This is a genomic window from Nocardioides terrae, assembly GCF_900112345.1.
Classification (GTDB): Bacteria; Actinomycetota; Actinomycetes; order Propionibacteriales; family Nocardioidaceae; genus Nocardioides; species Nocardioides terrae.
Genome location: NZ_FOLB01000006.1, coordinates 224,068 through 246,951 on the forward strand (window position 1 = coordinate 224,068; position 22,884 = coordinate 246,951).

The window sequence follows — 22,884 nt, forward strand, 5'->3', positions numbered from 1 at the left end:
CCATGTTCACCGTCACCGTCCGAGACCGGATCATGGTCGCGCACAGCCTGGCCGGGGAGGAGTTCGGCCCGGCGCAGCGGCTCCACGGGGCGACCTACGTCGTCGAGGCGGCGTTCCGAGGGAAGAGCCTGGACCCGTCGGGTGTGCTGGTCGACATCGCCAAGGCGACCAGCGAGCTGCGCGCCGTGCTGGCCGACCTGGACTTCCAGAACCTCGACGAGCTGCCCGCGTTCACCGGCCGCAACCGGACCACCGAGGCGGTGGCGGAGGTCATCGGCGACGAGCTGGCCGCCCGGGTCGGCGAGGGGGTCCTGGGCAATGGCGTCACCTCCGTCGCCGTGACGCTGCGCGAGTCCGACGTCGCCTGGGTGACCTACGAGGCTCCGCGGGTCCTCACCGAGCCATGACCGTCCTGCACCTCGTCGTGCCCCACGACATCGACGACCCGGCCCGGCCGAGCGGAGGCAACCGCTACGACCGGCGGCTCGCCGATGCCCTGACGGCGCGCGGCCGGCGGGTCGTCGAGCATGCCGTGACCGGTGACTGGCCGCACCCGGGCGCGGAGGCGTCCGCCCGGCTGGCCGCCACCCTCGCCGCCGTGACCGACGGCGAGGCCGTGCTCGTCGACGGCCTGCTGGCCTCGGCGTCGCCCGACGTGGTGATCCCCGCGGCGGCCCGGGTCGCGCTGGGCGTCCTCGTCCACCTCCCGCTGGGGGTCGAGACGCCCGCGGTGCGCGCCGCGGAGCGCGCGGTCATGAGGTCGGCCCGATCGGTGGTCGTGACCAGCTCCTGGACGGGGGACTGGCTGGGTCGTCAGTACGGACTGGCCGACGTGCACGTCGCGCCGCCCGGCGTCGACCCGGCGCCGGTCGCGGCCGGCACGCCGTCCGGGCGGGCGCTGCTCAGCGTCGGCCGCGCCTCCCACACCAAGGGGTACGACGTCCTCGCCGACGCGCTCGCCACGCTGACCGACCTGCCGTGGACCTGCACGTGGGTCGGGCCCCACGACGACCTGCCGCCCGGGCCGATCGCCCTGACCGGGCCGCTGCCGCCGGCCGCCGTCGCCGAGCGCTACCACGCGACCGACCTGCTGGTGCTGCCGTCGCGGACCGAGTCCTACGGCATGGTGCTCGCCGAGGCGCTCGCCCGCGGCGTCCCCGTGCTCGCCTCCGACGTCGGCGGGGTCCGCGAGGCGATCGGCTCCGGCCTCCCCGGCCTGCTCGTCCCGCCCGGCGACCCCGGCACGCTCGCCGGTGCGCTGCGCCGCTGGCTCACCGACGCCTCCCTGCGGCGCGACCTGCGCAGCCGGGCGCTGGCCCGGCGCGACACCCTCGACGGCTGGGACGTGACGGCCTCGCGGATCGAGGCCGCCCTGCCGACAGCGGTGGGAGCCGGATCGTGACGGCGCAGCTCCGACCGGTCGCCGGCGCACTGATCCTCGCGGTGCTCCTGGCCCGCTTCGGCGCCGACCCGGTCGTGCGCGGTGTCCGCGCCGCCGACGGCCGCCTCCTGGCGCTCGCCCTCTGCCTCACCGCCGTGGCCACCGCGTGCTGCGCCTGGCGCTGGCGGGCGGTCGGGACGGCGCTCGCGGCGGGGATCGGCTTCGGGCCGGCGTACCTCTCGTGCTTCAGCGCCCAGTTCCTCAACGCCACCCTGCCGGCCGGCGTCCTCGGCGACGTCCACCGGGCGCTCGAGCACGGGCAGCGGGTCGAGAGCCGCGGCCGGGCCGCGCGCAGCGTCCTCTGGGAGCGCACGCTCGGCCTGGCGACGCAGGTCGTCGTCACGGTGGCCCTGGTCGCGCTCGTGTCGACCGGCCTGCGGCCCGCGGCCCTCGTGGTCGGCGCCGTGGCCGTCGTGCTGGCTGCGGTCGCGCTGTGCTGGCGTCCGGTCAGGTCGGACCTGGCCGCCATCCTCCGCCGCCCCTCGACGGCCGGCATCGTGGTCGGCACCTCGCTCGGGGTCGCCGCCTGCCATGCCGCCGTCCTGGTCGCCGGGATGGCGGCCGCCGGGGTCGACCTGCCACCCGGGCAGACCACGGCCCTCGCGCTCGCGGTCCTGCTCGGGTCCACCGTGCCCACCAGCATCGCCGGATGGGGGCCGCGGGAGGGAGCGGCGGCCGCCGCCTTCGCCGCGGTCGGGCTGCCCGCCGCCGACGGTCTGGCCGTCTCGGTCACCTACGGCGTGGTCGCGCTGGTCGCGACCCTTCCGGGCGCCGTCGCGCTTGCCGTCACCCGGCTCCGGCCGGCCCGGGAGGCACGCCTTGGCTGAGACCCCTTACACCGTCCTCAGCTGCTGCGTCTCGCTCGACGGCTTCCTCGACGACGCGACCGACCGGAGGCTGGTGCTCTCCGACGAGGCCGACCTCGACCGCGTCGACGCGGTCAGGGCCGGCTGCGACGCGATCCTGGTGGGCGCCGGGACCATCCGTGCCGACGACCCGCGGCTGTGCGTCCGCTCCGCCGAGCGACGCGCCGAGCGGGTCCGTCGCGGGCTGCCCGACAGCCCGTTGAAGGTGACCGTGACCGAGCGGGGCAAGCTCGATCCGGGCGCGCGCTTCTTCACCGCGGGCAGCGCTGCGAGGCTCGTCTACGCGGCCTGCGCCTCGGACGTGCACGAGTCCGTGGGGGAGCGCGCGACGGTCGTCGGCCTCGGCCCGGCGCTGTCCATGCGCGCGGTCGCCGAGGACCTCCACACCCGAGGCGTACGTCGGCTGCTGGTCGAGGGCGGCGCGAGGGTGCTCACCCAGTTCCTCGCCGAGGGCGTCGCCGACGAGCTGCAGCTCGCGGTGGCCCCGCTCCTGGTCGGCGACCCGCATGCGCCCCGGCTGCTGGGGCCCGGCGGCCACGTCGGGGACCGGGCGCGGCTGGCGGGTGTGGACCAGGTGGGAGATGTCGTGGTGCTCCGCTACGCGTTCACCGATCGGTGCGTGCAGCGGCCAGAGGAGGGATGAGGCGTGGCAACGATCAGGACACAGGTGCGGCTCCCGGTGCGGCTGCCCGACGGGCGGGTCGCGACCGGGACGCTCGTCAGCTTCGACGGGCTCGTCGACGGTCGCGAGCACGTGGCGCTGGCGCTGGGCGACGGGCCGGTGCCGGGCGGGACCGGCCCGGCCGGCGTACCCCTGGTGCGGCTGCACAGCGAGTGCCTCACCGGTGACGTGCTGGGCAGTCGTCGGTGCGACTGCGGTCCTCAGCTCGACGACTCGCTCGACCTGCTCGCGACCATGGGCGGCTACCTGCTCTACCTGCGCCAGGAGGGCCGCGGCATCGGCCTCTACGCCAAGATCGACGCCTACCGGCTGCAGGACTCCGGGCTGGACACCTTCGACGCCAACCTCGCGCTCGGCTATCCCGAGGACGGGCGCGACTACACCGCGGCGGCCCAGATGCTGCAGGCGCTCGGTGTCGAGCAGGTCCGGCTGCTGACCAACAACCGCGACAAGACCGAGCAGCTCAACCGGCTCGGGATCCGGGTGGTCGAGCAGGTGCCGATGACCGTCCACGTGACGCCGTCCAACCGCGACTACCTGGCCGCGAAGGCGAGCCGCCAGGACGGGGAGGCCGCCACGCTGGGCGCGGCCACCGACGGCGAGCACCCGTGAGCTCGGCTCAGGGAGCGACGACGGCGGCCGCCTCCGCGACGCTGTCGACCAGGAAGATCCGGCCCTGCATGTCCCGGCCCTGTGCCAGGGAGCACAGCAGCGGCCAGACCGGGAGCTCCTCGGTCCAGTAGCGTTCGCCGACCAGCACCATCGGCGCGACCGACTCGGGCGTGCCGTAGTAGTTCTCGCACGCGTCCTGGAAGACCTCCTGCACGGTGCCCGCGGTCCCGGGCAGGAAGACGATGCCGGCGTCGCAGACCTCCAACAGGATCGCCTCCCGGGTGGCGTTGCGGAAGTACTTCGCGATCGCGTCGCAGAAGACGTTGGGCGGCTCGTGGCCGTAGAACCAGGTCGGGATCCCGAGGGAGCTCTGCTGCGGCCGGTCGGCGAGCTCGGCGCGGACCTCGAGGGCCAGGTCGGCCCAGGCCTGGACGGACGGGCGGAACCCGGGGACCGACCCGAGTCGCGCGACGGCGGCGTCGACCTGCGCGACGTCGTACGCCGCCAGCCAGGCGCCCAGGTTCGCGGCCTCCATCGCCCCCGGCCCGCCCCCGGTCGCCACGACGCTGCGCTGGGCGAGCGCGTGCCCCAGCCGTGCCGCCGAGCCGTACGTCGGCTCGCCACGCTGCACCGCGTGACCGCCCATGATCCCGACCAGGTGCCGGCCGGCGATCCAGGCGTCGAGCGCCTCGTCGATCGCGAAGTCGTGCATCGCCTGGACCCGGGCGGCCTCCCGCGAGTGCGGCTCGCGCGACCAGGCGTAGGCCCGGGCGTCGACCGAGTCGGCGTAGCTGGCGGAGTCGTAGAGCTCGTCCGCGGTGTAGAGCGACGTGCGCTCGGCATCGACGGGCACCTCCGCGACCGGCGCGGCGAGGGGGCGGGGCTGGTGGCGGACGCGACGACGCTTCACGACGCCGAGACTAGGCGGGACGTCGCGAACGGCGTCCCGCGAGGCATCCTTCAGATTGGTGACGCCGGACGCCCCCCTCAACGTGACCTCAGCGCGCTGGTGGACGCTGAGCCGGAGCCCGGAGAAGGGCGCTGGTGGATCGGAGGGGCCATGGCGGAGCCCGAGGAACCTGTCGTCGCGGCTCTCGCCGCCGTCATCCGTGACCACGGCTGGCCCGCCGCGGCGCAACCCTCGCGCCTCAAGGCGATGCTGAGCGACGCCCTGGGCGCGCAGGCGGCCGAGCACCGTGCCGCGATGGAGGCGCTGGTCGTCGCCGCCGAGGAGGGGGTCGTCGAGGCCATCGCCGCCGCGGGCACCGCGCTCGACGAGGAGGCCGTCGACGGGCTGCGGCAGCGGCTCGAGGAGTGGGGGCTGGCCCCCGAGCGCGCCGGATGGGCCGTGCGGACGTTGCTGAGCCTCGCGCCCGAGCCGACGGAGAAGGTCCCGGTGACCTCGCCGGCCCCCGCTGTCGAGGCCACGCTGCCTCCTCCCGGAGGGTCCCTCGGGACGGTGCTCCCGCCGATCGCGACGATGCCGACGGTCGAGACCGTCCTGCCCGCCGGGCCGGCTTCTGCCGCCGACGAGACGGTGCTGCCTCCGGTCGCGATCCCGGTCGGTCCGACCGAGCTCCCCACGGTCGACGAGGTCACCCACATCGAGCGCGCCGAGACGGTCGCCCGGCGCCGACGGGCCACGCGCTGGGTGGTGCCGGGCGTGGTGGCGGCCCTGGTCGCGGGCGGGGGGATCGCGGCGCTCGTGCGCTCGGGGGACGACGACCCCAGCGGCTCCGCGCACAAGCCGGCGTCGTCGCCGGCCTCCGTGGCGCCGCGAGCCTCCGGCACGGAGCTGACGGCCGCGACGGCGCAGGACATCCCTGCTCCAGCTCGAGCGCTGGCGATGGGCTGGGAGAAGACCGGGGTGCGCATCACCGCGCTGGGGCCGGTGAAGCAGGTGGGCGCCGGGTCCGATGCGAAGGCGGCACCAGCCGGCGGGTCGCTCCTCGGCTTCACCCTGGCGGACTGGCCGTGCGCGAACACCCCCCACTGCCGTCCGTGGACCAAGGCTCGACTCCACGTCGAGGTCGACGGGAGCGCCCGCCCGCTGCCGGCCGGCTCGTCCTCCTACGTCGTCGCCGTTCCGGCCGGCGCCGAGAGCGTCGATCTCGTCGGCGCCGCCGACGGCATCACGCAACGGCTCTCACTGCTCGAGGAGGCCCCGGCGGCCGGCAACATCGCCGTGCTCGCGCGGCCGCAGCGCCGGTTCAAGATCGGGAAGACGTTCTCGGTGACCGAGCACACCGACCGGCCACTCGACTTCGGCGACGGCCGCCGGGTGACGAGTGTGCAGCGCAAGGTCACCGTGCACGGCGTCGAGCTGGGCTACTTCATCGGCAGCCGGCGACCGAGCAGCCCGACTCGGGCGTTCCTCTACCTCGATGTCACCTTCACCTATCCCGCCGATCAGCACCCCCAGGGCGTCGACCGCCGCCTCGCGAAGCTGCTCGATGACGCCGGCAAGCCCTATCCGGCCGTCGACGCCGGCCCGACGACGCTGGTCTTCGAGGTGCCGGCCGACATCTCCTCGGCGACCCTGGCACTCGGCGGAAGCCACCCCCGGACGGCCTGCCGCACCGACAACCAGGACATCTGCGACGAGCCCTACACGGTCACGCTCGATCGCCGGCAGGTCCGGCTCCCGCTGTCCTGACTCGTGTCAGTGCACGAAGCGGACGACGGTGGCGCCAACCTCGATCCGGTCCCCGCCACTCAGCAGGTGCGGCCGGTCGAGCCTTCGCCCGTTCACGTAGGTCCCGTTGGTCGAGCCGAGGTCCTTGACCAGGTAGCCCGCTCCGCTCCAGACGATCTCGGCATGCCGCCGCGACGCCTGGTCGTCGTCGACGACGAGATCGCAGTCCCCGTGCCGGCCCACCACCACCGGGACGCCGGCGTCGAGCACCAGGCGCTGGCCGCCGGGGCCGATGACCGCGGGCGCGCGGAGCGAGCCGCCCGAGTCGACCAGTGTGGTCCGGGTCAGTACGCGTGGGCTGAGCGACCTCAGTGCGGGGAGCGGATCGAGACGAGGGTCCTGACGGAGCACCGCCTGGTGGACTCCCTGCAGTCGGGCGGACGGCGCGAGCCCGAGCTCCTCGTCGAGCGCCTCCCTCGCCGAGCGGTAGGCCGCCAGGGCGGCCTCCTGCCGGCCGGACCGGTAGAGCGCGATGATCAGCTGCTCCCACAGCAGCTCGCTGGTCGGGTTCTCGACGACGAGCTCCTGCAGCGGTGCGACCAGCTCGCCGGCGCGTCCGGCCGCCAGCTCGGCGCCGGCCCACGTCTCGAGACAGGCGAGCCGCTGCTGCTCGAGCCAGACGGCCCGGCTCTCAGCGAAACGGAGCTCACGGATGTCCGCCAGCGCCCGCCCGTCCCACTCGTTCAGCGCGTCGGTGAAGCACCGGACCGCCACCGCCGGGCGCCCGTCCGCCAGCGCCTCCCTGCCCTCGGCGGCGAGCGTGACGAACGTGGCGACGTCCGTCTCGGCCCTCAGCGCGTAGCCCGGCGCACGGGTGGTGATCTCGTCGGATGCTCCGCTGGCCGCCAACGTCTTGCGGAGCACGGCGACGTGGTACTGGAGCGCGTTGCGCGCGGCGTCGGGAAGGTGCTCCTCCCAGACCGCATCGAGGATCTCCTGCACCGGCACCACCCGTCCGCGGGCGAGAGCGAGGACCGCGATCACGGCTTTGAGACGCAGTCCGCGCACGGGCAGCGCGACGCCGTCGACGGAGACGTCGACGGCGCCGAGCAGGCGCACCCGGACCTGTGGCGGGGCAACGATCACCGCAACGTGAACTTCGTGTCGTTGACGACCCGCAGGTCACCGCCCAAGCCGACCTTCAGCTCGTAGCGCCCGACATCGAGACGGCCGAACGAGAGGGTGACGCAGCCGTCGGCGGGGACCTCGGTCGGGTAGCTGGTCGCGACGTACGTCGAGTCACCGCTGCCGAGGTCGGTGAGCTCCCCGACGACGTCGGTGTGCTTGCCTCCCGCCGTGCCGGTGAGATCCACGCCCCACGCGTAGACGGGCGACGTTCCCGAGTCGGGCTGACAACCCACCGCTGCCGTGCCGGGCCGGCCAGGCTCGGCCAGGGTCACCTCCGCCGTCGCACCGTCCGGCGCCGCCGTCGCATAGGGGCTGACGTAGTCCTTGCCCGCCCTGGCCGCCTTGATGAGCCGCAGGGCGAGGTTGACCGGCACGAAGCCCGACAGCACGGCCGCGCCGGTCACCTTGTCCAGCAGGCCGACGGTGGGTACACCGACCATCCGGTTGTGGGCATCGAAGGCGAGCCCGCCCGAGTTGCCACCCGATGCCGTCGCCGTGGTGTTGACGAGGGCTCGCGCGCCGTTCAGGCGGTCGTCGCTGGAGGTGCTGGCGACGCTGCCGGTGGTCAGCGTCGGGTCGGCGGAGTCCGCCGCTCCGGGGTAGCCCACGTAGGTGACGGGATCCCCGGTCCGCACGGTGTCGGAGTCACCAAGCCGGACCTCCGTCAGACCTGCGAGATCGCGAGCCGCCACCGCCGTGCCGGAGAACTTCTTGGTGATCCGCACGACCGCCAGGTCCAGGTAGCCGTCCGCGGCGACCAGCGTGGCGGTGAACCGCGGCTCGGCCGACGTGTCGAGACCCTCGTTGACGGAGACCTCGATGTCGTCGGGGTTGGCCGTCGCCTCGTCGGCGAAGAGGTAGGGCGCTCCTGAGTCCGCGCCTCGGAGCGCCCGGCCGACGGCGGCAGGAGCCGCGACGTGGGCGTTGGTGAGGATCAGCCCCTTGTCGGCGTCGACGATGACCCCCGAACCGCCCCAGGCCTCGTCGCCGTTCGTGGCGAGGAGCGCGACGGTGGCTCGGGCCAGGTCGTCCTTCGTCACCGTCGCGACGGGGGCCTTGTCGTCTCGCGACAGCACCACGACGGCCGCGACCGCGACGAGGACCAGGCCGAGGACCGCCGCGCCCAGCCCGATGAGCGCCCGGGTCGGGACGCCCGAAGGGTGTGAGCGGGGCTTGCGCGCCGCTCGGCGCAGAGGCCGAGCGGCCGGCGCTGCGCCGGGTGTGCGGAGCAGCACGCGCTGTCCCTTCGCCGGATCACCGAGGATGACCTCCTGGTCGCCGGCGAGCAGCATGTCCTCCTGACGCGCGCCCTGGTGCCACGTGCCGGAGGTCGAACCGAGGTCCCGCAGGTGCCAGCCACCGGCGACGTGCTCCAGACGAGCGTGGTGTCGGGAGACCGTGGAGGCGGTCGCCACCAGGTCGCAGTCCGCCTCGCGCCCGATCGTGAGCGTGCTCCCCGGAGTGACGGTGCGGGACACGCCGTCCAGGGTGACCGTGGCGGTGTCCGTCGGGACCAGCATCCCCGTCCCGAGCTCGGTCGGCGGTGCGGCGCCGACGGCGAGCACGCCACCCGGTCGTTGCCCTGGCAGCACGGTCTGCGGCGCGGCACCGTTCGCGTTGCCCAGACCGGGGCCGGGGCCGGTGCCATGGCCGTTCACCGGAGGCCGCCGGGTGGCCGGAAGCAGCGTCAGGCGGGAGGCCCCCGACCCCTGCCCGAGCCGCACCTCCGTCTGGCCGTCGACCTCATGGCGGGTGACGGCCACACCGTCGATGAAGCTGCCCTGCGTCGACTGCTGGTCGACGTACACCCACGTGCCGCCGGCGTGCTCGAGCCGGCCGTGCAGGCGCGAGACACCCGGATCGTCGAGGGTGATGGTGCATTCGGGGTCCCGGCCGATCGTCGCACCGGTGGCGGCCCGCACGACGAACTCCCTGCCGGCGGCCCGGACGGTGAGGTCGTCCACGTCCGGCGCCCCGGTGGTCCGCAGGCCGTCCAGGGTGCGGTCGGGAACCGGCTCCGGCCGCAGCCGCATGGCCTCCGCGATCGTGCCCACGACCCACATCGCGTCCTGGGACTGGACCGAGCTGCTCTCCTCCAGCTCGCGTGCGATGCTCGGAGCGGCGGCGACGCCCCGCTGCCGCAGCTTGGCGGGCACACCGGCACTGATGGCCAACCCCAGGAGGTTGGCCTCACCGGTGGACCCCGGGACCGCATCCGCCAGCATCGCGCGGACCCGGCGTGCGTCATCGAGCAGGTCTGGCCCGTGGCTGTGGACCAGCCGCGCCACCTCTGCCCGGACGAGTTCGGCAACCTGGTTCATCGGTCTACTCCCTTGTTCTCGACGAGCCGAGCCTCGTGCGGTCTCCTGATGTGTTCGGCCACGGAGGTCCGTGCCGCCATGACTGACGGCTGGGCGAGCTGGATCAGCTCAGCCCGCCCGCCGGTGACGAGGAATCCCCGCCCCGGCATCCCGATCGGCTCCAAGGGCGCCCGCAGCCGTACGCCGACCAGGTCCCCGTCCAGCTCGACCTCGGGTGCGAGGAGGAGCGCCTGCTTGCTGCGGCGCACCTCCGGCACCAGCCCCGTGTAGGCCCGTTGCGCCCAGCGGTTGTCGCTGGTGGCGACCACCCGGACCGGCGCGTCCCGGCCGGTGCGGGCGAGCTCCTCCAGCGCGGAGGAGGCGCGCTCGCCGTAGGTGTCGGCGTCGTCGCAGAGCACGAGCACACTGCTGTGACCATCGGCGAGGAGGGCGGACACGGCGCCGCCGAGACCCTCGACCGCGTCGACGTCGTCGGCGTCGAGGGGCCCGAGATCCCAGGCCACCCCCTTCTCCAGCACGTTCGCTCGGCGATGGACGAGCACGAGCGCGGGTGGGGCGGCCTGCCGTCGTGCGGCCGCTGCGAGGGCGGCGAGAGCGGTGGTGCGGCCGCTGTGCGGCGGACCCGCCACCAGCAGATGCCCGTCGCGCAGGTCGACGGCGACCGGCGCGACGTCGGTGTCACCGACCGCGACCGGCAGGACGAGCGGCTGCACCGCGGGCGGCAGGTCGCTCAACCCCACCTCGTCCGGCATCCGGTCGACCGGAGGCTCGGTGCGGCTCCACCGGCTGCGAGCCCGTGCGACCACGGCGGCGAGGGCCGCCTGCTCGGCCGCGGGCTCCGCACCCGCGAGGACGGCGACCTGCACCTCGGTCGTGCCGCCGATGAAGCCCCGGCCGGGCGGCAGCGTGGCGCTGCGCACCAGTGCCGGTTCCACACCGAGGAGGGCGTAGTCGTCCTTCTCGGCCATCCGCAGCACCAGCCGGGTCGTCACCACGCTGCTCAGCGCCTGCGGGATGGCCGCGCGCCGATCGGCTGTGAGCAGCACGTGGATGCCGACACCCGGGCCGTCGGTCACCAGTCGTTCGAGCTGCTCGAGCACCCGGCCACCGTCGAGACGCTCGAGGGCGGACGCGGCACCCGCGTAGCCGTCGAGCAGCAGAACGACGCGCGGCAGCGTCGCCGAGCGGTCGGCGAGCTCGCCGAAGCTCGTCGCGCCCTCCCGGGCGAGCAGCTGCTTGCGGGTCGCGACCACGGCCGTGAGCCGGCGCAGTACCCGGGCGATCCGGCCGGGGTCGTCGGGTCCCACGGTGGCCAGGCACTGGGGGGCGTCCGCGAGCGCGTGGAGGCCGTGCCCCGCGAAGTCGAGCGCGTAGAGCTGCAGGCGGTCGGGGCCGAGCCGGTCCAGCAGGCCAGCGGCGATCGTCCGCAGCACCGTCGTCTTGCCGCTGCGGCTGGTCCCGAAGACGAGGAACGCGCCGTGCGAGGCGGGGTCGAAGACGGCGACCCGCTGGACCTGCCGGTCGGGCAGGTCGGCGAGCGCGAGCAGGGCCGCACCGTCGGGTGCGTCCGCCGTGGCGGCCAGCTCGGTCGTCGTCACGACGGCCGGAAGCGGCGGCAGCCAGGGCACGTGTGGCGGCTCCCAACGGCCCGTGCCCAGCAGCCGCCGGGCCGCCTCGACGAGCGCCTCCAACGTGGTCGGCCCTCCCGCGTCGTGGCGCGGCAGCGACCGGTCCGACGCGGCGCCCGGGTCGCTCAGGTCGGTGACCTCGACGAGCGCACCGCTCTCCTCGCGCAGCGGTCCGCCGGCGTACGCACTCTGGAACTCGAGCAGGTCGCGGTGTCGGCGCAGGTAGCCGCGGCCGGGGAGTGAGCGCCGGATGTGCGCCGCGTCGCGGGCGTCGACGATGTCCAGGCTGTCGGCCTCGTCGTTGACCCGGAGTGCGATCCGGACATCGACGTTCGCCCTGATGCGGTCGGTGATCACCCCGGCCGGGCGCTGCGTGGCCAGGACGAGACGCAGCCCGAGTGAGCGCCCTCGTGCAGCGATGTCGACGACCCCGTCGACGAACTCGGGCACCTCTTTGGCCAGGGTCGCGAACTCGTCGACGACGATGAGCAGGTCGCCGATGCTGGTGGAGCCGGACCTGAGCCTCAGCTCGGTGAGGTCGCGGGCGTCGGCGGCGGCGAGGACCTGCTCGCGGCGACGGATCTCGGCCTCGAGCGCCGCCAGCGCGCGTCGGGTGAGGTGCTCGTCGAGATCGGTCACCACGCCGACGCAGTGGGGCAGGTGCATGGCGTCCTTGAAGGCGGAGCCGCCCTTGTAGTCGACGAGCAGGAAGCCGACCCTGCTCGGCGGGTACGTCGCCGCCAGTGCGCCGACCATGGCCTGGAGCAGCTCGCTCTTGCCGGACCCTGTCGTGCCTCCGGCGAGCACGTGCGAGCCGGTCGGGCCCAGGTCGAGGTCGACGGGCCCCTCGTGCGACAGCCCGATGCGGGCGATCAGCTCCGTGGGATGGGCCGACTCCCACCGACGTCGCATCGCGACGATCGACGCCGGCTCGGGCAGGACGTCCTCGAGGACGACCCGCTCCGGGAGTCGGTGGGCCCGGCGTACGTCGCCCGCGTCCTGCAGGGGCGCGAGGCTCGTGGCGAGGGTGAGGGCCGCGACCCGTCCGAAGGTCTCCGGCAGCAGGTCGACCTGTGCACCACCACGCAGACCGGTCAGGACCGCACCTCGGGCGCCGCGCTCGACGCTGAGGAGGACGCTCGTCGCGGTGGGCACGGTCTCGGCGTCCGAGCCGGTCCAGATCAGTGCGATCCCGACATCGGAGAGGAGCGCGACCTGGCCGAGCAGCGCAGGGTCGGGCCGGGTGTCCTGGTCGACGACGACGACGAGGACCGGGCCATCCGGCGGCCTCACCCGGCGGCCCTGCTCACTCTCCTCACGGCGCCGCCGGCCGAGCGCGGCGACCGCGGTCAGCAGTGCGTGCGTGTCTCTGGCCGTGTGGGCGACGGCCGGCTCGCCGAGGAGGTCATCGGCCAGATGAGGCAACCACTGCCACCAGTCGCAGGTGTCGACGTCGGTGCTCGCGAGCGCGAGCCGCAGGTCGGCCGGGCTGTGCAGCGTCGCCAGCTGGGCGCTCAGCCAGGTCGTCACGCCCACCGTGTCGACGCGCTCGCCGAGCACGGCGAGCGGGCCCTCCGTCCAGAGCGCGACCGCGACGGGGGCGCTCGGGACGTCGAGCTCGGACTCGTAGTCGGGCCGGTCGGACGCCGCGAGGTGCGACGACGTCTGCTCGCGCAGGACCGCCGGAGCCCTCCGTCTGCTCGTGCCCAGCCGCAGGTGCAGGTCGTCGGCATCGCCGCGTTGGCGCTCCCACACCCGAGGGCTGAGCTCGCGCGTTGCCGCCGCGACCTGATCGGGGTCGGGGTGGGTGGCGAGCTGCCAGTCGAGCCAGTCGTGGGCGAAGCCCCGGAGCCGCGCCCGCACGGCGTCGGCCTCCTCGTCGAACGTGCGGCCGTGCTCGCGCAGGTCGTCAGCCCGCGCTCGCCGCTCCTCGTAGTAGTTCCACGCCACCATGACGGGAGTGAAGAGGGCGAAGAGAGCGATCTCCCAGTGCCGGGTGACGAGGACGAGGATCCCACCGATCGCCAGGGGTATCACCATGGCGCCGAGCGGGAACCGCCGCGGTGACCTGCCCTGCGGCGGCTTCGGCAGCGTCAGGTCGAGCGCGGGCTCGACACGGACCGTCCGCGGCGGCCTGTTGACGGCGACCCGTCCCTCCGCATCGCCCGGTCGGTGCCGTGGCCAGCGTCGAAGTGCGCCGGTGCTGCCCGCCGGGCTCAGACCGACGGTGAGCACGAGCCGTTCACCACGGAGCACCCCGGCCTGCCCGAACGGGACGTCTCGGTCCAGCCAGGTGTTGCTGACCAGGGATCGGGCCTGGACCGCGCCGGTCGATCCCTCGACGCCCAGGTGGCGGGCCACCGCGTCGAGGATCGCGCCGACCTGAGCATCCGCCGGGGCCCTGACGGCGAGGCGGCGCGGCTCCGCACCGGGCAGGGCGGCCTCGACCTCGACCTCGAGCGTCTCCTTCATGCCGCCGCCCACGCCGTCACCAGACCAGCAGCTGAGGGTCGGCCGGCTCGGGCAGCTCCGGTTCCGGCAGCCGGGGCTCCGACACCGGCTCAGCCGCGTCCGGCCGACCGGGCTGTGACGCGATCCGCGAGGCGGCCGTCGAGACGAAGCGGACGAGGTAGGCCAGCTGCTCGGGTCCGGCCGCCGTGAAGGGCTTGATGCCGGGGTCGGCGATGAAGCGGTCCAGCACGTCGACGTCCGCATCGGCTCCGATCGCGATCGCCATACGGACCGCTCGGCGGCCCCACGGCTCGGCGAGCAGCGCTGCCAGCCCGGCTTCGAAGTCGTCGGTGGGCTGGCCGTCCGAGATGAGCACGAGAACCGGGGGGAGCGCCCGGTGGTCCATCGGAGGGACCTGGAGGACCTCGCTCACGGCGGTGAGTGCCGCGCCGAGGTCGGTGAAGCCCCCCGCCACGACGGGTGCCCAGGTCAGCTCCGCGATGGGCGTCGGCTGTGGCACGTGCCACCGGGCGCCGTCGGCGAAGACGATGGCACGGACCAGCAGGTCGGCGAAGGGGTTCTGGGCCGCGACGTCACGCAGGTCGGGCAGCGCCGCCCGGATCGCCTCGTTGAGCGCCTCGATCTTTCCCTGTGCGGCCATGGAGCCGGAGCCGTCCAGCAGGAAGACGAAGTGGAGAGGTCGACCGGTCGGCCGGGCACCCGGGCGGAACGTCATGGCGAAGACCCTCAGCCGATCCGGTTGCTGCCGGGGTCGCTGGGGTCGGGGAAGATGTCGCCGAAGCTTCCGATGTTGCCGTGGTGGTCGCCGTAGGCGCCGGCGCCCACGTAGTCCATGCCCGTCGGAGCGTTCGTGGCCTTGTTCAGCTCTCCGCCGATGCCGATCATCAGCGCCGTCGCCGCCCCGGAGAACCCGCCCTTGCTGAGCGCGGCACCGAGCGTGGACGGCCCGACGCCGGCGCTTCCCGCCAGGACCACGGCCAGATCCGCCGGGCTGCCTCCGCCCTGTCCGCCGTGTATGTCGTCGACCCAGGCCGAGACGTCGATCCCGGCGTTGCCGCCGACGCTCGTGCCGGCCTGCATGCCGGCGGTCCAGGTCGAGAGGTCGACGCCGCTGTTGCCGCCGACGGTCGTGCCGGCCTGCATGCCGGCGGTCCAGGCCGAGAGGTCGACGCCGCTGTTGCCGCCGACGGTCGCACTGCCCGCTAGCACGGTGGCGAGGTCCACGTCCGGGCCGGCGACGGCGGTGGCGAGCGACTGGTCAGCGGTGATCTCCTGTGCGCGCAGCGCGATGTCGAGCCCGGCGACCAGATAGGCCAGCGTGGCCAGGGTGCCGTCGCGCTCGATCGCGGTCAGCTCCTCCTGCAGCCAGCCGGCGAGCGCCGGCGGGACGGCGCACATGCAGGTTCCGTGTACGCCCTCGACCGCGCTGCGCAAACGGGTCACCTGGCCGTTGAGCTGACCGGCCATGCCGTCGAGCTCGGCGGGATCCATCCAGATCGTGGTCATCGGATTCCTCCTTCAGTGGGCGCCGGCCGGCAGCAGCGTGCCGAGAAGGCGACGGATGTCGTCGGTCGAGAGGTCGGAGCCGTCGGCCGTCGTACGACGGGGGTGTGCTGTCGGACCGGACGGGTCCGTCTGGTGCCAGCCGGCCTCGGCGCCCGTGACGGCCCCGGCCACGCGGTAGGCACTGCGCAGCCGGACGGAGCCGCGACTGCGCGCGGTCGCGGCGAGGATCCTCGTCGCGAGCTCGCCGGTCCCGTGCACGGCGAGCTCCAGCTCGTGCGGGCGCGTGCCGCGCGAGATGACCACCATCCGCTGCGGGCGGGCGGCGAACCAGGCGAGCGCGTCGTCGGCGGCCAGCACCACCAACAGGTCGTGCGACGCCGCCAGCTCGAGCGCCTCGCGGAGGCAGGGGTCGGTGTCGGCGCCGCGTGCGACCAGGCTGCGCCAGCTCGCCGAGGTGACCGCGTCGCGCGCCGCCGGATCGAGTCCGTCGAGGACCGACGGGTCGGAGCCCGGCAGGAGCGTGACCCCGAAGTGCTGGGCGGCACCGAAGGCCTCCTCGGACGTGATCGTGTAGGTCTGCGACCGGCTCACGGTGCCGTTCCCCTGCCACAGGCGGGTGACCGTCGTCCAGTCGGCCCGATCGTTCTCCCGGACGGGCAGCACCTCTGGCGCGCCGGCAGCGGGCGTGACGAACCTGACCGATCCGAGGATCGCCTCGGCCTCTGCCGCCGTGGCCGCGTTGCCGTCCGGCAGGACCGAGGTCAGCACGACGAAGCGGCCATCGTGCAGGCCGTAGCGGATCGTCGCGCTCATCGCGCACCCGTTCTCGGACCAGGTCATCGTGCGGCTCTGCCCGGGCGCGCCGAGCACGACGGTGGTCGCCAGACCGCCGTCGACGGCACCGGGGAAGTGGTCGGTGGCGGCGACGAGGGCCTCCAGGTCGGCGTCGGCCCCGACCGGAGTCGACTCGACCCGGACGTACGCCTGGCCGCCGGGCCGCACGACCTCCAGCCGCTCGACCGGGACCCAGCCGCTGGGCCCGCAGACGCTGGCACGCGCAGGCGCCCGCCACGCCAGGGCGGTCATCGCTGCTCCCGGGCCTGCTGGAGCAGCTGCGCCTCGACGACGGCGGCCTCGCGGTTGAGCCGGTCGGCCACCCCGGCCATCCGGGCCGAGACGTCGCGCAGGGTGCGGCTCGCGGTCGAGATCCGGGTCCGGAACGCGTCGGCCGCAGGGCCGGCGTACGTCATGCCGGCGACCCCACTGTCCACCGTCGAGACGGTGGTTCCCACCGTCTCGGCCCTGAAGCGCAGCTGGGCGGCCGCTGCCCGCATGGCGGCGGGGTCGCCGGTGACGACGGACATGGTCAGCTGCCCGCCTGGAGAAGCGCCTCGCGGCGCCGGGAGACTTCCAGGGCGGCGTCCTGCAGGGCGCTGCGCAGCTTGCCCAGGCTGGGCTCGAACTCCGACTCCCAGAGCTGCCGGAAGCGGTCCGCTGCGGGCCCCTCCCAGCTGGTTCCGGCGAGCTGGCCGCGGATGGTGCGGGTCAGCTCCTCGACGCTGCCGGCCTCACGGTCGAACGTCCCGCGCAGGGTGACGAGCTGCTCGAGCTCTCCTCCGATTCGTGCCATGGTGCTTACCTCCGTTGTTTCTTGGTGGGGTGCTTCTTGTCGGGAACGACCTTCGTCCCAGGCCCTGAGGGCGGACTGAGGTGCCGGTCGCCAGGGTTGCGCGTGGTGGGAGCCGCCGGTGCCGGCTCCTGGGAAGCCGCCGGTGTCGGCACGCTCGATGTCGTCGCGGGGGAGACCGGGCCGCCCTCGCCGTCGTCGCGCAGCAGTGCGGCACCGACGACGGCACCCGCGACCACGATCATGGCGGCCACGGCCGCGGCCGCCAGCCAGAGCCGTGTCGGCGCACGGCGCCGGACCGGCGCCAACGGCGGGTCGTCGTCGAGCAAGGTCCGCCGAGGCGGCGACGCGAAGTCCTGCGAGGGCGGCACGTAGGGGCGACTGACGGGTGCGGGCGCTGGGGAGACGGCCCGTCCCGCCGGCCCGACGAGGAGCGGCTCCCGCACGAGCACGACACTCGACACGTCGTCACCGCCGATCGCGGCGGACTCCGAGAGCCACGAGGAGAAGTGGCCGTTGAACGAGTCGAACCCGTTCTCGTCGACGAAGAGGGCGAGGTCGTCGACCAGCCCGTGCCACCAGTCCGTCGAGGCGAAGGAGTTCCCGTAGCCGTCGCTGGCGAGCAGGACGAGGTCGGGTTCGGCGGACGCCGGCAGGGTCGCGAACCGGAAGTCACTGACGGCCGACTCCAGGCACAGGCTGGTCGTCTCGCCGGCGACAAGCCGGTCGTCACCGGGGACGGGACGCATGGCGAACCCGCTCGCTCGCACGAGCACATCACCGTCGCCGATCTGGGCGACGGCGATGGCCGCGCTGCCGATCACGGCGGCGATCAGCGTGGCACCGTAGGCCAGGAGCGGCTCGGTGTCGAGTGCGTCGGCCCCCGCACGCTCGGCCTCGAGGTCGGTGAAGGGTCGTTCGGCCAGATCGGCCAGCACCGCCAGCCGCCAGGCGTCGACCACGCGGGGCATCGCATCGCGAAGCAGTCCGTCCATCGCGCCGACGGTGAGCCACGAGGGGTCGGGGACGACCTCGCACAGCACGTCCAGCGCGCACCGCACCGCGAGCCGCGCGCCGATGTCGGAACGGACATACCGCCGCCCGCCGTGACCGTCCGAGACCGCCGCCAGCCAGACCTCGTCGCCGTCGGCGTCGACGGCTCGGGTGAACCCGACGGCGTCCTGGTTCGGCGTGCCGTCACGGTGCGAGGACCCGCGTTCGGAGGCGCTGGCCGCGCGCCAGCCGGCGGCCGTCACCAGATCACGTCCTCATCCTCGCCCGGCGCCCACGCTGCGGCGAGCCGCGGCGGAGGTGGGGGAGCTGTGGCCAGCGAGGACGCAGCGCGAGCGACATGGACCGTCGCCCAACGTAGGGCCATGACCAGCTGCTCCGGGTTGGAGGCGGTGACCGGTGAGAGGCCCGGGTCACCGATGAAGTGGGTCAGGGTGTCGTACGCCGCGTCCTGGCCGATCGCCACTGCCATCCGCACGGTGCGCGCGCCCCAGGGCAGTCGGAGCAGGCGCTCGAGCGCGTCCGTGAAGTCGTCGGTCGGCATGCCGTCGGAGACGAGCACCACGGCCGGTGCCAGCGCACGCTCCTCCATCGGCGGCACCGTCAGCGCGCCGGCCAACAGGTCCAGTGCGGCGCCGAGGTCGGTGTAGCCGCCCGGGTGGAGGTCCTCCCAAACCAGGTCGTCGGGGTCGGTCGGCGTCTCGACGTGCCACCACGCGCCTCGGCCGAAGCCGATCGCTCGCACGGTGACCTGCGCATGCGGGTTGCCCTGGGAGGTCTCGGCGAGGAGGGGCAGCACCTCGCGGACGGCGGTGTTCAACGCCGTCATCTTGCCGTCGGCGGCCATCGACCCCGAGCAGTCGGCGAGGAGGAAGAAGTGGAGCGGGCGGCGGGCCAGCTCGGCTCCCGGACGGTTCGTCACTCGGACCTCCTCCCTAAAGACAGGGAAGAACGCCTCGCACGGGCCGGTGCGGTGCCCGATGATGCACAGTGAGGGGCCCTGTTCGTGCGAGCGCCGCACGCCGGCCGGTGAGGGGGGAGGACGTGCTGCTCGTTGGACAGTCCCTCGAGCTGCCCCGTCACGGCGGGCGCTGGCGCGTCGGCGAGGTGGTCGGTGAAGGAAGCCAGGGCATCGTCTTCGAGCTCGTCTCGCAGGACCGGGCAGATGCTCCCGTGCTGGCGCTCAAGTGGTACCGCCCCGAGACCTCCCACCCGGACCAGTGGGCAGCGCTGCGGAAGCTGGCGCAGGCCCCGCCGCCCTCGGACTCGTTCATCTGGCCGGTCGAGGTGCTCGGCGCCCCGCCGGACTTCGGCTACGTGATGGCCCTTCGGTCTCCGCGCTACCGGCCGATCAACGATCTGCTGATGGGGGCGGATGTGCCGTTCTCCGTGGTGGTCAGGCTCTGTCTCGGGCTCGCCGACAGCTTCCTCAAGCTGCACGCACTCGGCCTCTGCTACCGAGACATCAGCCTCGGCAACGTCTTCTTCGACCCGGTGACCGGGCAGCCCATGATCTGCGACAACGACAACGTCACGGTCGACGGCGGCCATCCCGCCCAGGTGCTCGGGACGGCGCGCTTCATGGCGCCGGAGATCGTCCGTCGTGAGGCACAGCCCTCGACGGCCACCGACCTCTACTCCCTGGCCGTCCTGCTCTTCTACCTGCTGATGTTCCACCACCCCTTGGAGGGGCGGCATGAGCTCGACTACCCCTGTCTGGACGCCGAGGCGGACCGTCGCCTCTTCGGGACCGAGCCGCTGTTCGTCTTCGACCCGGATGACTCGAGCAACGCCCCAGTTCCAGGCGTCCACCGTGCGGTGCTGAGGTATTGGCCCTTGTACCCGAGCTTCCTGCACGACGACTTCCGCCGGGCGTTCACGATCGGCCTCCACGATCCGGCCCGGCGCGTGCGCGAGGGTGTGTGGCGCTCCCACCTCGCGCGGCTGCTCGACGGCATCGCCTACTGCGCCTGCGGGCGCGAGAACTTCACCGAGGACGGTCGCCCGCTGGGCCCCTGCTGGGCCTGCGGGGCCTCGATCACCCCTCCCGTCAGGCTGCAGTTCGGCACCCGGGTTCTCGTCCTGAACGCCGAGACGCGCGTGACGCGGCACCACCTGCAGCGCGACTACGCGTACGACGACGTTGTCGGTGTCGTCTCGCCGCACCCGGGCCGCCCGGACGTCTGGGGGCTCCGCAACGTCGGTGTCCAGCCCTGGCGTGCCGTGCTCGCGGGTGGCGACACCCGGACCGTGGACCCCGGCCGCAGCGTCGGCCTCGTGGTCGGCACCACGATCGACTTCGGCGGTGTCCTCGCCACGCTGCAAGGCTGAGCGGCCGCTCAACGGAGTGGCTCCGTCGAGGGTGGCGTCGCCGGTGGGTCACCCGGCAGCACGGTGACAGCCAGCGGCTCCCGCGGCCAGGATGAGGCGACCAGGTCACCGAACCCGAGGGCGGTCGCCCAGATCGCGATCGTGCGTTCAGCCGTCGCACGAGTCCAGCCGCGTCCGGTGGCCAGCTCTTCGCTGAGGCGCAGCAGGGACTGGGAGGTGAGCGGTGCCACTCGGGTGAGCGTGGCGGGCAGGTTGTCCTCGGCCGCGGCGACGACCTGGTGGATCTGCGGCCGGTGGGATGGGGCGAGCTCGCCCAGGCGTGCGGTCAGCTCGGCGCGCAGCTGGCCGGGCCGACTCCCTGCTGTCGGGTCGGCATCGAGCGCGTGATGCAACGCGTCCACCACCGCGGCGTCTGCTGTGAGTCCAGCCATCCGCGTCGCCCCTCCCTCGCTGACGGCCGTGTCCCAGTCGTCGTGTGCCACGGTGCTGCCGCTGGCTGAGGCGGTGCTGAGGCGGTGGGGCGCGCCTCGAGCTGCGGTGGAACCACCCGCAACGTCGCCGATGCGAGGAGTCGGCGTCTGCACGCCAGGCCGAGAAACCCCAGTTCTGGGTAGGTTCCCCAGCCCTCCCCGGGGCTCATCGACGCGGTCTTACGTTGCTGCAGCCTGGACACGGTCGATGCACCTCAGTGGAACCTCAGTTGCTCGGCTGACCCTCGACGCCGACGATCCCACCGACGAGGAGCCACGATGAGACGCACGATCCTGGCGGCCGCGACCGCCCTCCTGACAGCGGCGACGACGCTGGTCGGCATCCACGATCCCGTTGCCGCGAACACGGTGATCACCGTGCCCGGGCACAACTACGAGGCCGCAGGGCTGAACCACTGGAGCAACCAGTGCGGCGCGCCCTGGGCTCAGGCGGGCGAGGCGCCGAGCGCGATCTACAGTGCTGTGGGCCTGGCCGGCAGCCACGCGACGGGCTTCGACTTCGCGACCGCCGGCAGCGAGGCCGGACCCTGGGTCTATGTGCGGCACCCGAGTCAGCTCACCACCCTCCAGATGGGCGTGCGAACGAGACCCGGGGACGTCGGACACCTCGTGGCCTACTACACCCCGCCCGGGGACACGGACATCCTGGTCGGCATCGTCGACCTGCCCGCGTCGATCAATGGCTGGGGTTCGTTCCTGGGTCTGGCGAACGCGCTCCTGACCTGGCACTGGATCCACGCAGACGGGACCTACATGTTCCCGGCCAGCCCCGCGCCTTACCAGAAGACCATCCGCGGCATCGCGCAGGTCTACGGCACCGACAACGCCGGCGCAGTCGTCATGGTGACCTTCGGCTGCGAGGGCGACCCGTTCTACTTCGACAGGTTCGTCGTCGGCTCCACCACCTACGACTTCGAGGGCGTCCCCACCGCGGCAAGCCTCGGTGTCAGCGGAGGGAGCTCGTCGGTCACGGTCGACACCGGCCGCGGCGTCAGCTTCGCGGGGTTCGCCTCCGCCGCCGCGGACGGGCACGGCTCCGCGGGCGGTGTGTTCAGCGGAACCGGCAGCCTCGTCCGGGTCACCGGAGGCCGGAGCGTGGTAGCCCGGGGAAGCTTCGCCCCCGGCAGCGCGGCAGCGTTCGCGATCCCACGCATCAGACCGGGCACGTACGTCTTCGTGAGCGACGCGACGGATCGGTTCGAGTCCGCGACCAGCGCACCGATCACCGTGCACGTCCGCAGCCGGATCAAGGGCCGGTTGCAGCACGGCACGGTTCGCGCGGGCAGCACCGTCGTGGTCAGTGGTCGAGTCACCCCCGGCGCCAAGAGGGCGCGCCTGCGGCTGCAGCAGAAGTCGGGTCACCGGTGGCGCACCATCGCCAGCGGCAGGTCCCGGGCCCACGGTGCCTTCCGGCTCGCGAAGCGTGCGGGCAGTCCTGGGACGATGAAGCTGCGCGTCGTCGTCCGCGGCTTCCGCGGCTACCAGGGCGATGCGACGCGGACCTTCCGCGTCCACGTCGTGAGGGCCCCGAAGCCGTCCCGGTCGACGCCGGTCGCCACCGTCGAGCACACGGCGCCGGTGGCGGCGCCACCGAAGGCGCCGGCGCCGCATTACACGGCGCCGATGAACATGGTCGGTCACCGGCCCTTCTGATCGCTCAGGACGACGCCGCCGACGAGCGACCGCTCGCCGACGGCGTTCGTCCGGTCGAACTAGATGTGATGCCCAGGCACGTTGGTCGAGATCGTGTGACGACACGATCTGAGGTGTAGGTGGGTGAAGGCCTCCCCGGTGTGGAGTGGAGCTGTTGAGAAACCGCTCCGCCACCAAAGGAGGCCTTCGTGTCCCACGCTACTCATGCCAACGCCGCCCTGACCCCTCGCGCCCGCCTCAAGATGGCCCGACTCATCGTTGACGGGGGCTGGAAGATCCCGCGCGCCGCCGAGCGCTTCGACGTGTCGTGGAAGACCGCGAAGAAGTGGGCTGATCGCTACGAGGCCGAAGGGCCAGCCGGGATGCTGGATCGGTCCTCCCGTCCGCACCGTCAACCGAACCGGACCCCGGCCCCGGTGG

The 22,884-nt window shown here is 73.6% G+C and carries 21 protein-coding genes; 9 read left to right on the forward strand and 12 right to left on the reverse strand.

Annotated features, from left to right (window positions below; all coding sequences use genetic code 11):
- Positions 1 to 2: 2 nt before the first annotated feature.
- The 5 genes from BM236_RS10425 to BM236_RS10445 are packed head-to-tail and all read left to right on the forward strand — an operon-like array spanning position 3 to position 3,601.
- Positions 3 to 407: a 6-pyruvoyl trahydropterin synthase family protein gene (locus BM236_RS10425; RefSeq protein ID WP_091123266.1), complete on the forward strand. Its 405-nt coding sequence runs from the start codon at positions 3 to 5 to the stop codon at positions 405 to 407.
- Positions 404 to 1,402 carry a glycosyltransferase family 4 protein gene (locus BM236_RS10430; RefSeq protein WP_091123268.1) on the forward strand — a complete coding sequence of 333 codons (999 nt, stop codon included), beginning with the start codon at positions 404 to 406 and terminating at the stop codon, positions 1,400 to 1,402. The genes BM236_RS10425 and BM236_RS10430 overlap by 4 nt, the downstream gene beginning before the upstream one ends.
- Positions 1,399 to 2,268, forward strand: a complete 870-nt coding sequence (locus BM236_RS10435; protein ID WP_175507638.1) for a lysylphosphatidylglycerol synthase transmembrane domain-containing protein — start codon at positions 1,399 to 1,401, stop codon at positions 2,266 to 2,268. The genes BM236_RS10430 and BM236_RS10435 overlap by 4 nt, the downstream gene beginning before the upstream one ends.
- Positions 2,261 to 2,950, forward strand: coding sequence for a RibD family protein (locus BM236_RS10440; protein ID WP_091123272.1), 690 nt, complete (start codon positions 2,261 to 2,263; stop codon positions 2,948 to 2,950). The genes BM236_RS10435 and BM236_RS10440 overlap by 8 nt, the downstream gene beginning before the upstream one ends.
- A gap of 3 nt (positions 2,951 to 2,953) precedes the next feature.
- A complete protein-coding gene (locus BM236_RS10445; RefSeq protein ID WP_091123274.1) occupies positions 2,954 to 3,601 on the forward strand; it encodes a GTP cyclohydrolase II in 648 nt (215 codons plus the stop codon).
- Positions 3,602 to 3,608: 7 nt separating this feature from the next.
- Here BM236_RS10445 and BM236_RS10450 read toward each other — a convergent pair whose 3' ends face one another.
- Positions 3,609 to 4,511 (reverse strand): LOG family protein, encoded by a 903-nt coding sequence (locus BM236_RS10450; RefSeq protein ID WP_091123276.1) that lies wholly within the window; start codon positions 4,509 to 4,511, stop codon positions 3,609 to 3,611.
- Between the two features lie 150 nt (positions 4,512 to 4,661).
- Between BM236_RS10450 and BM236_RS18980 the strand changes: the two genes are divergently transcribed.
- On the forward strand, positions 4,662 to 6,257 hold the full coding sequence (locus BM236_RS18980; protein WP_091123278.1) for a hypothetical protein: 1,596 nt from the start codon (positions 4,662 to 4,664) through the stop codon (positions 6,255 to 6,257).
- 6 nt (positions 6,258 to 6,263) lie between these two features.
- Here BM236_RS18980 and BM236_RS10460 read toward each other — a convergent pair whose 3' ends face one another.
- From BM236_RS10460 to BM236_RS10505, 10 genes are read right to left on the reverse strand one after another with little or no spacing between them, the layout of a single operon-like run.
- The gene (locus BM236_RS10460; RefSeq protein WP_091123281.1) at positions 6,264 to 7,382 is read right to left on the reverse strand and encodes a BTAD domain-containing putative transcriptional regulator; all 1,119 of its coding nucleotides are present in this window, start codon (positions 7,380 to 7,382) and stop codon (positions 6,264 to 6,266) included.
- Positions 7,379 to 9,745 carry an FHA domain-containing protein gene (locus BM236_RS19510; protein WP_091123283.1) on the reverse strand — a complete coding sequence of 789 codons (2,367 nt, stop codon included), beginning with the start codon at positions 9,743 to 9,745 and terminating at the stop codon, positions 7,379 to 7,381. The genes BM236_RS10460 and BM236_RS19510 overlap by 4 nt, the downstream gene beginning before the upstream one ends.
- On the reverse strand, positions 9,742 to 13,845 hold the full coding sequence (locus BM236_RS10470) for an FtsK/SpoIIIE domain-containing protein (RefSeq protein WP_139230076.1): 4,104 nt from the start codon (positions 13,843 to 13,845) through the stop codon (positions 9,742 to 9,744). Before BM236_RS10470 ends, BM236_RS19510 begins: the two co-directional genes overlap by 4 nt.
- A 16-nt stretch (positions 13,846 to 13,861) precedes the next feature.
- A complete protein-coding gene (locus BM236_RS10475) occupies positions 13,862 to 14,560 on the reverse strand; it encodes a vWA domain-containing protein (RefSeq protein WP_091123287.1) in 699 nt (232 codons plus the stop codon).
- A gap of 11 nt (positions 14,561 to 14,571) precedes the next feature.
- Positions 14,572 to 15,351: a hypothetical protein gene (locus BM236_RS10480; protein ID WP_091123289.1), complete on the reverse strand. Its 780-nt coding sequence runs from the start codon at positions 15,349 to 15,351 to the stop codon at positions 14,572 to 14,574.
- A 12-nt stretch (positions 15,352 to 15,363) separates the two neighbouring features.
- Entirely contained in the window at positions 15,364 to 16,437 is a 1,074-nt protein-coding gene (locus BM236_RS10485) for a hypothetical protein (protein WP_091123291.1), read from the reverse strand.
- Positions 16,434 to 16,715: a WXG100 family type VII secretion target gene (locus BM236_RS10490; RefSeq protein ID WP_091123293.1), complete on the reverse strand. Its 282-nt coding sequence runs from the start codon at positions 16,713 to 16,715 to the stop codon at positions 16,434 to 16,436. Before BM236_RS10490 ends, BM236_RS10485 begins: the two co-directional genes overlap by 4 nt.
- Positions 16,716 to 16,717: 2 nt before the next feature.
- The gene (locus tag BM236_RS10495; protein WP_091123295.1) at positions 16,718 to 16,981 is read right to left on the reverse strand and encodes a WXG100 family type VII secretion target; all 264 of its coding nucleotides are present in this window, start codon (positions 16,979 to 16,981) and stop codon (positions 16,718 to 16,720) included.
- A 5-nt stretch (positions 16,982 to 16,986) separates the two neighbouring features.
- The gene (locus BM236_RS10500; RefSeq protein ID WP_139230077.1) at positions 16,987 to 18,234 is read right to left on the reverse strand and encodes a PP2C family serine/threonine-protein phosphatase; all 1,248 of its coding nucleotides are present in this window, start codon (positions 18,232 to 18,234) and stop codon (positions 16,987 to 16,989) included.
- Positions 18,231 to 18,911 carry a vWA domain-containing protein gene (locus tag BM236_RS10505; RefSeq protein ID WP_091123300.1) on the reverse strand — a complete coding sequence of 227 codons (681 nt, stop codon included), beginning with the start codon at positions 18,909 to 18,911 and terminating at the stop codon, positions 18,231 to 18,233. Before BM236_RS10505 ends, BM236_RS10500 begins: the two co-directional genes overlap by 4 nt.
- A 122-nt stretch (positions 18,912 to 19,033) precedes the next feature.
- Here BM236_RS10505 and BM236_RS10510 point away from each other — a divergent pair, with 122 nt between their 5' ends.
- Positions 19,034 to 20,320, forward strand: a complete 1,287-nt coding sequence (locus BM236_RS10510) for a protein kinase domain-containing protein (protein WP_175507639.1) — start codon at positions 19,034 to 19,036, stop codon at positions 20,318 to 20,320.
- A gap of 8 nt (positions 20,321 to 20,328) precedes the next feature.
- Here BM236_RS10510 and BM236_RS10515 read toward each other — a convergent pair whose 3' ends face one another.
- A complete protein-coding gene (locus BM236_RS10515) occupies positions 20,329 to 20,751 on the reverse strand; it encodes a hypothetical protein (RefSeq protein WP_139230078.1) in 423 nt (140 codons plus the stop codon).
- A 318-nt stretch (positions 20,752 to 21,069) separates the two neighbouring features.
- Between BM236_RS10515 and BM236_RS10520 the strand changes: the two genes are divergently transcribed.
- Complete coding sequence (locus BM236_RS10520; protein WP_091123306.1) at positions 21,070 to 22,464, forward strand: hypothetical protein; 1,395 nt, start codon at positions 21,070 to 21,072, stop codon at positions 22,462 to 22,464.
- 242 nt (positions 22,465 to 22,706) lie between these two features.
- The coding region (locus tag BM236_RS10525; RefSeq protein ID WP_245750264.1) for a helix-turn-helix domain-containing protein at positions 22,707 to 22,884 on the forward strand (178 nt) is incomplete at its 3' end.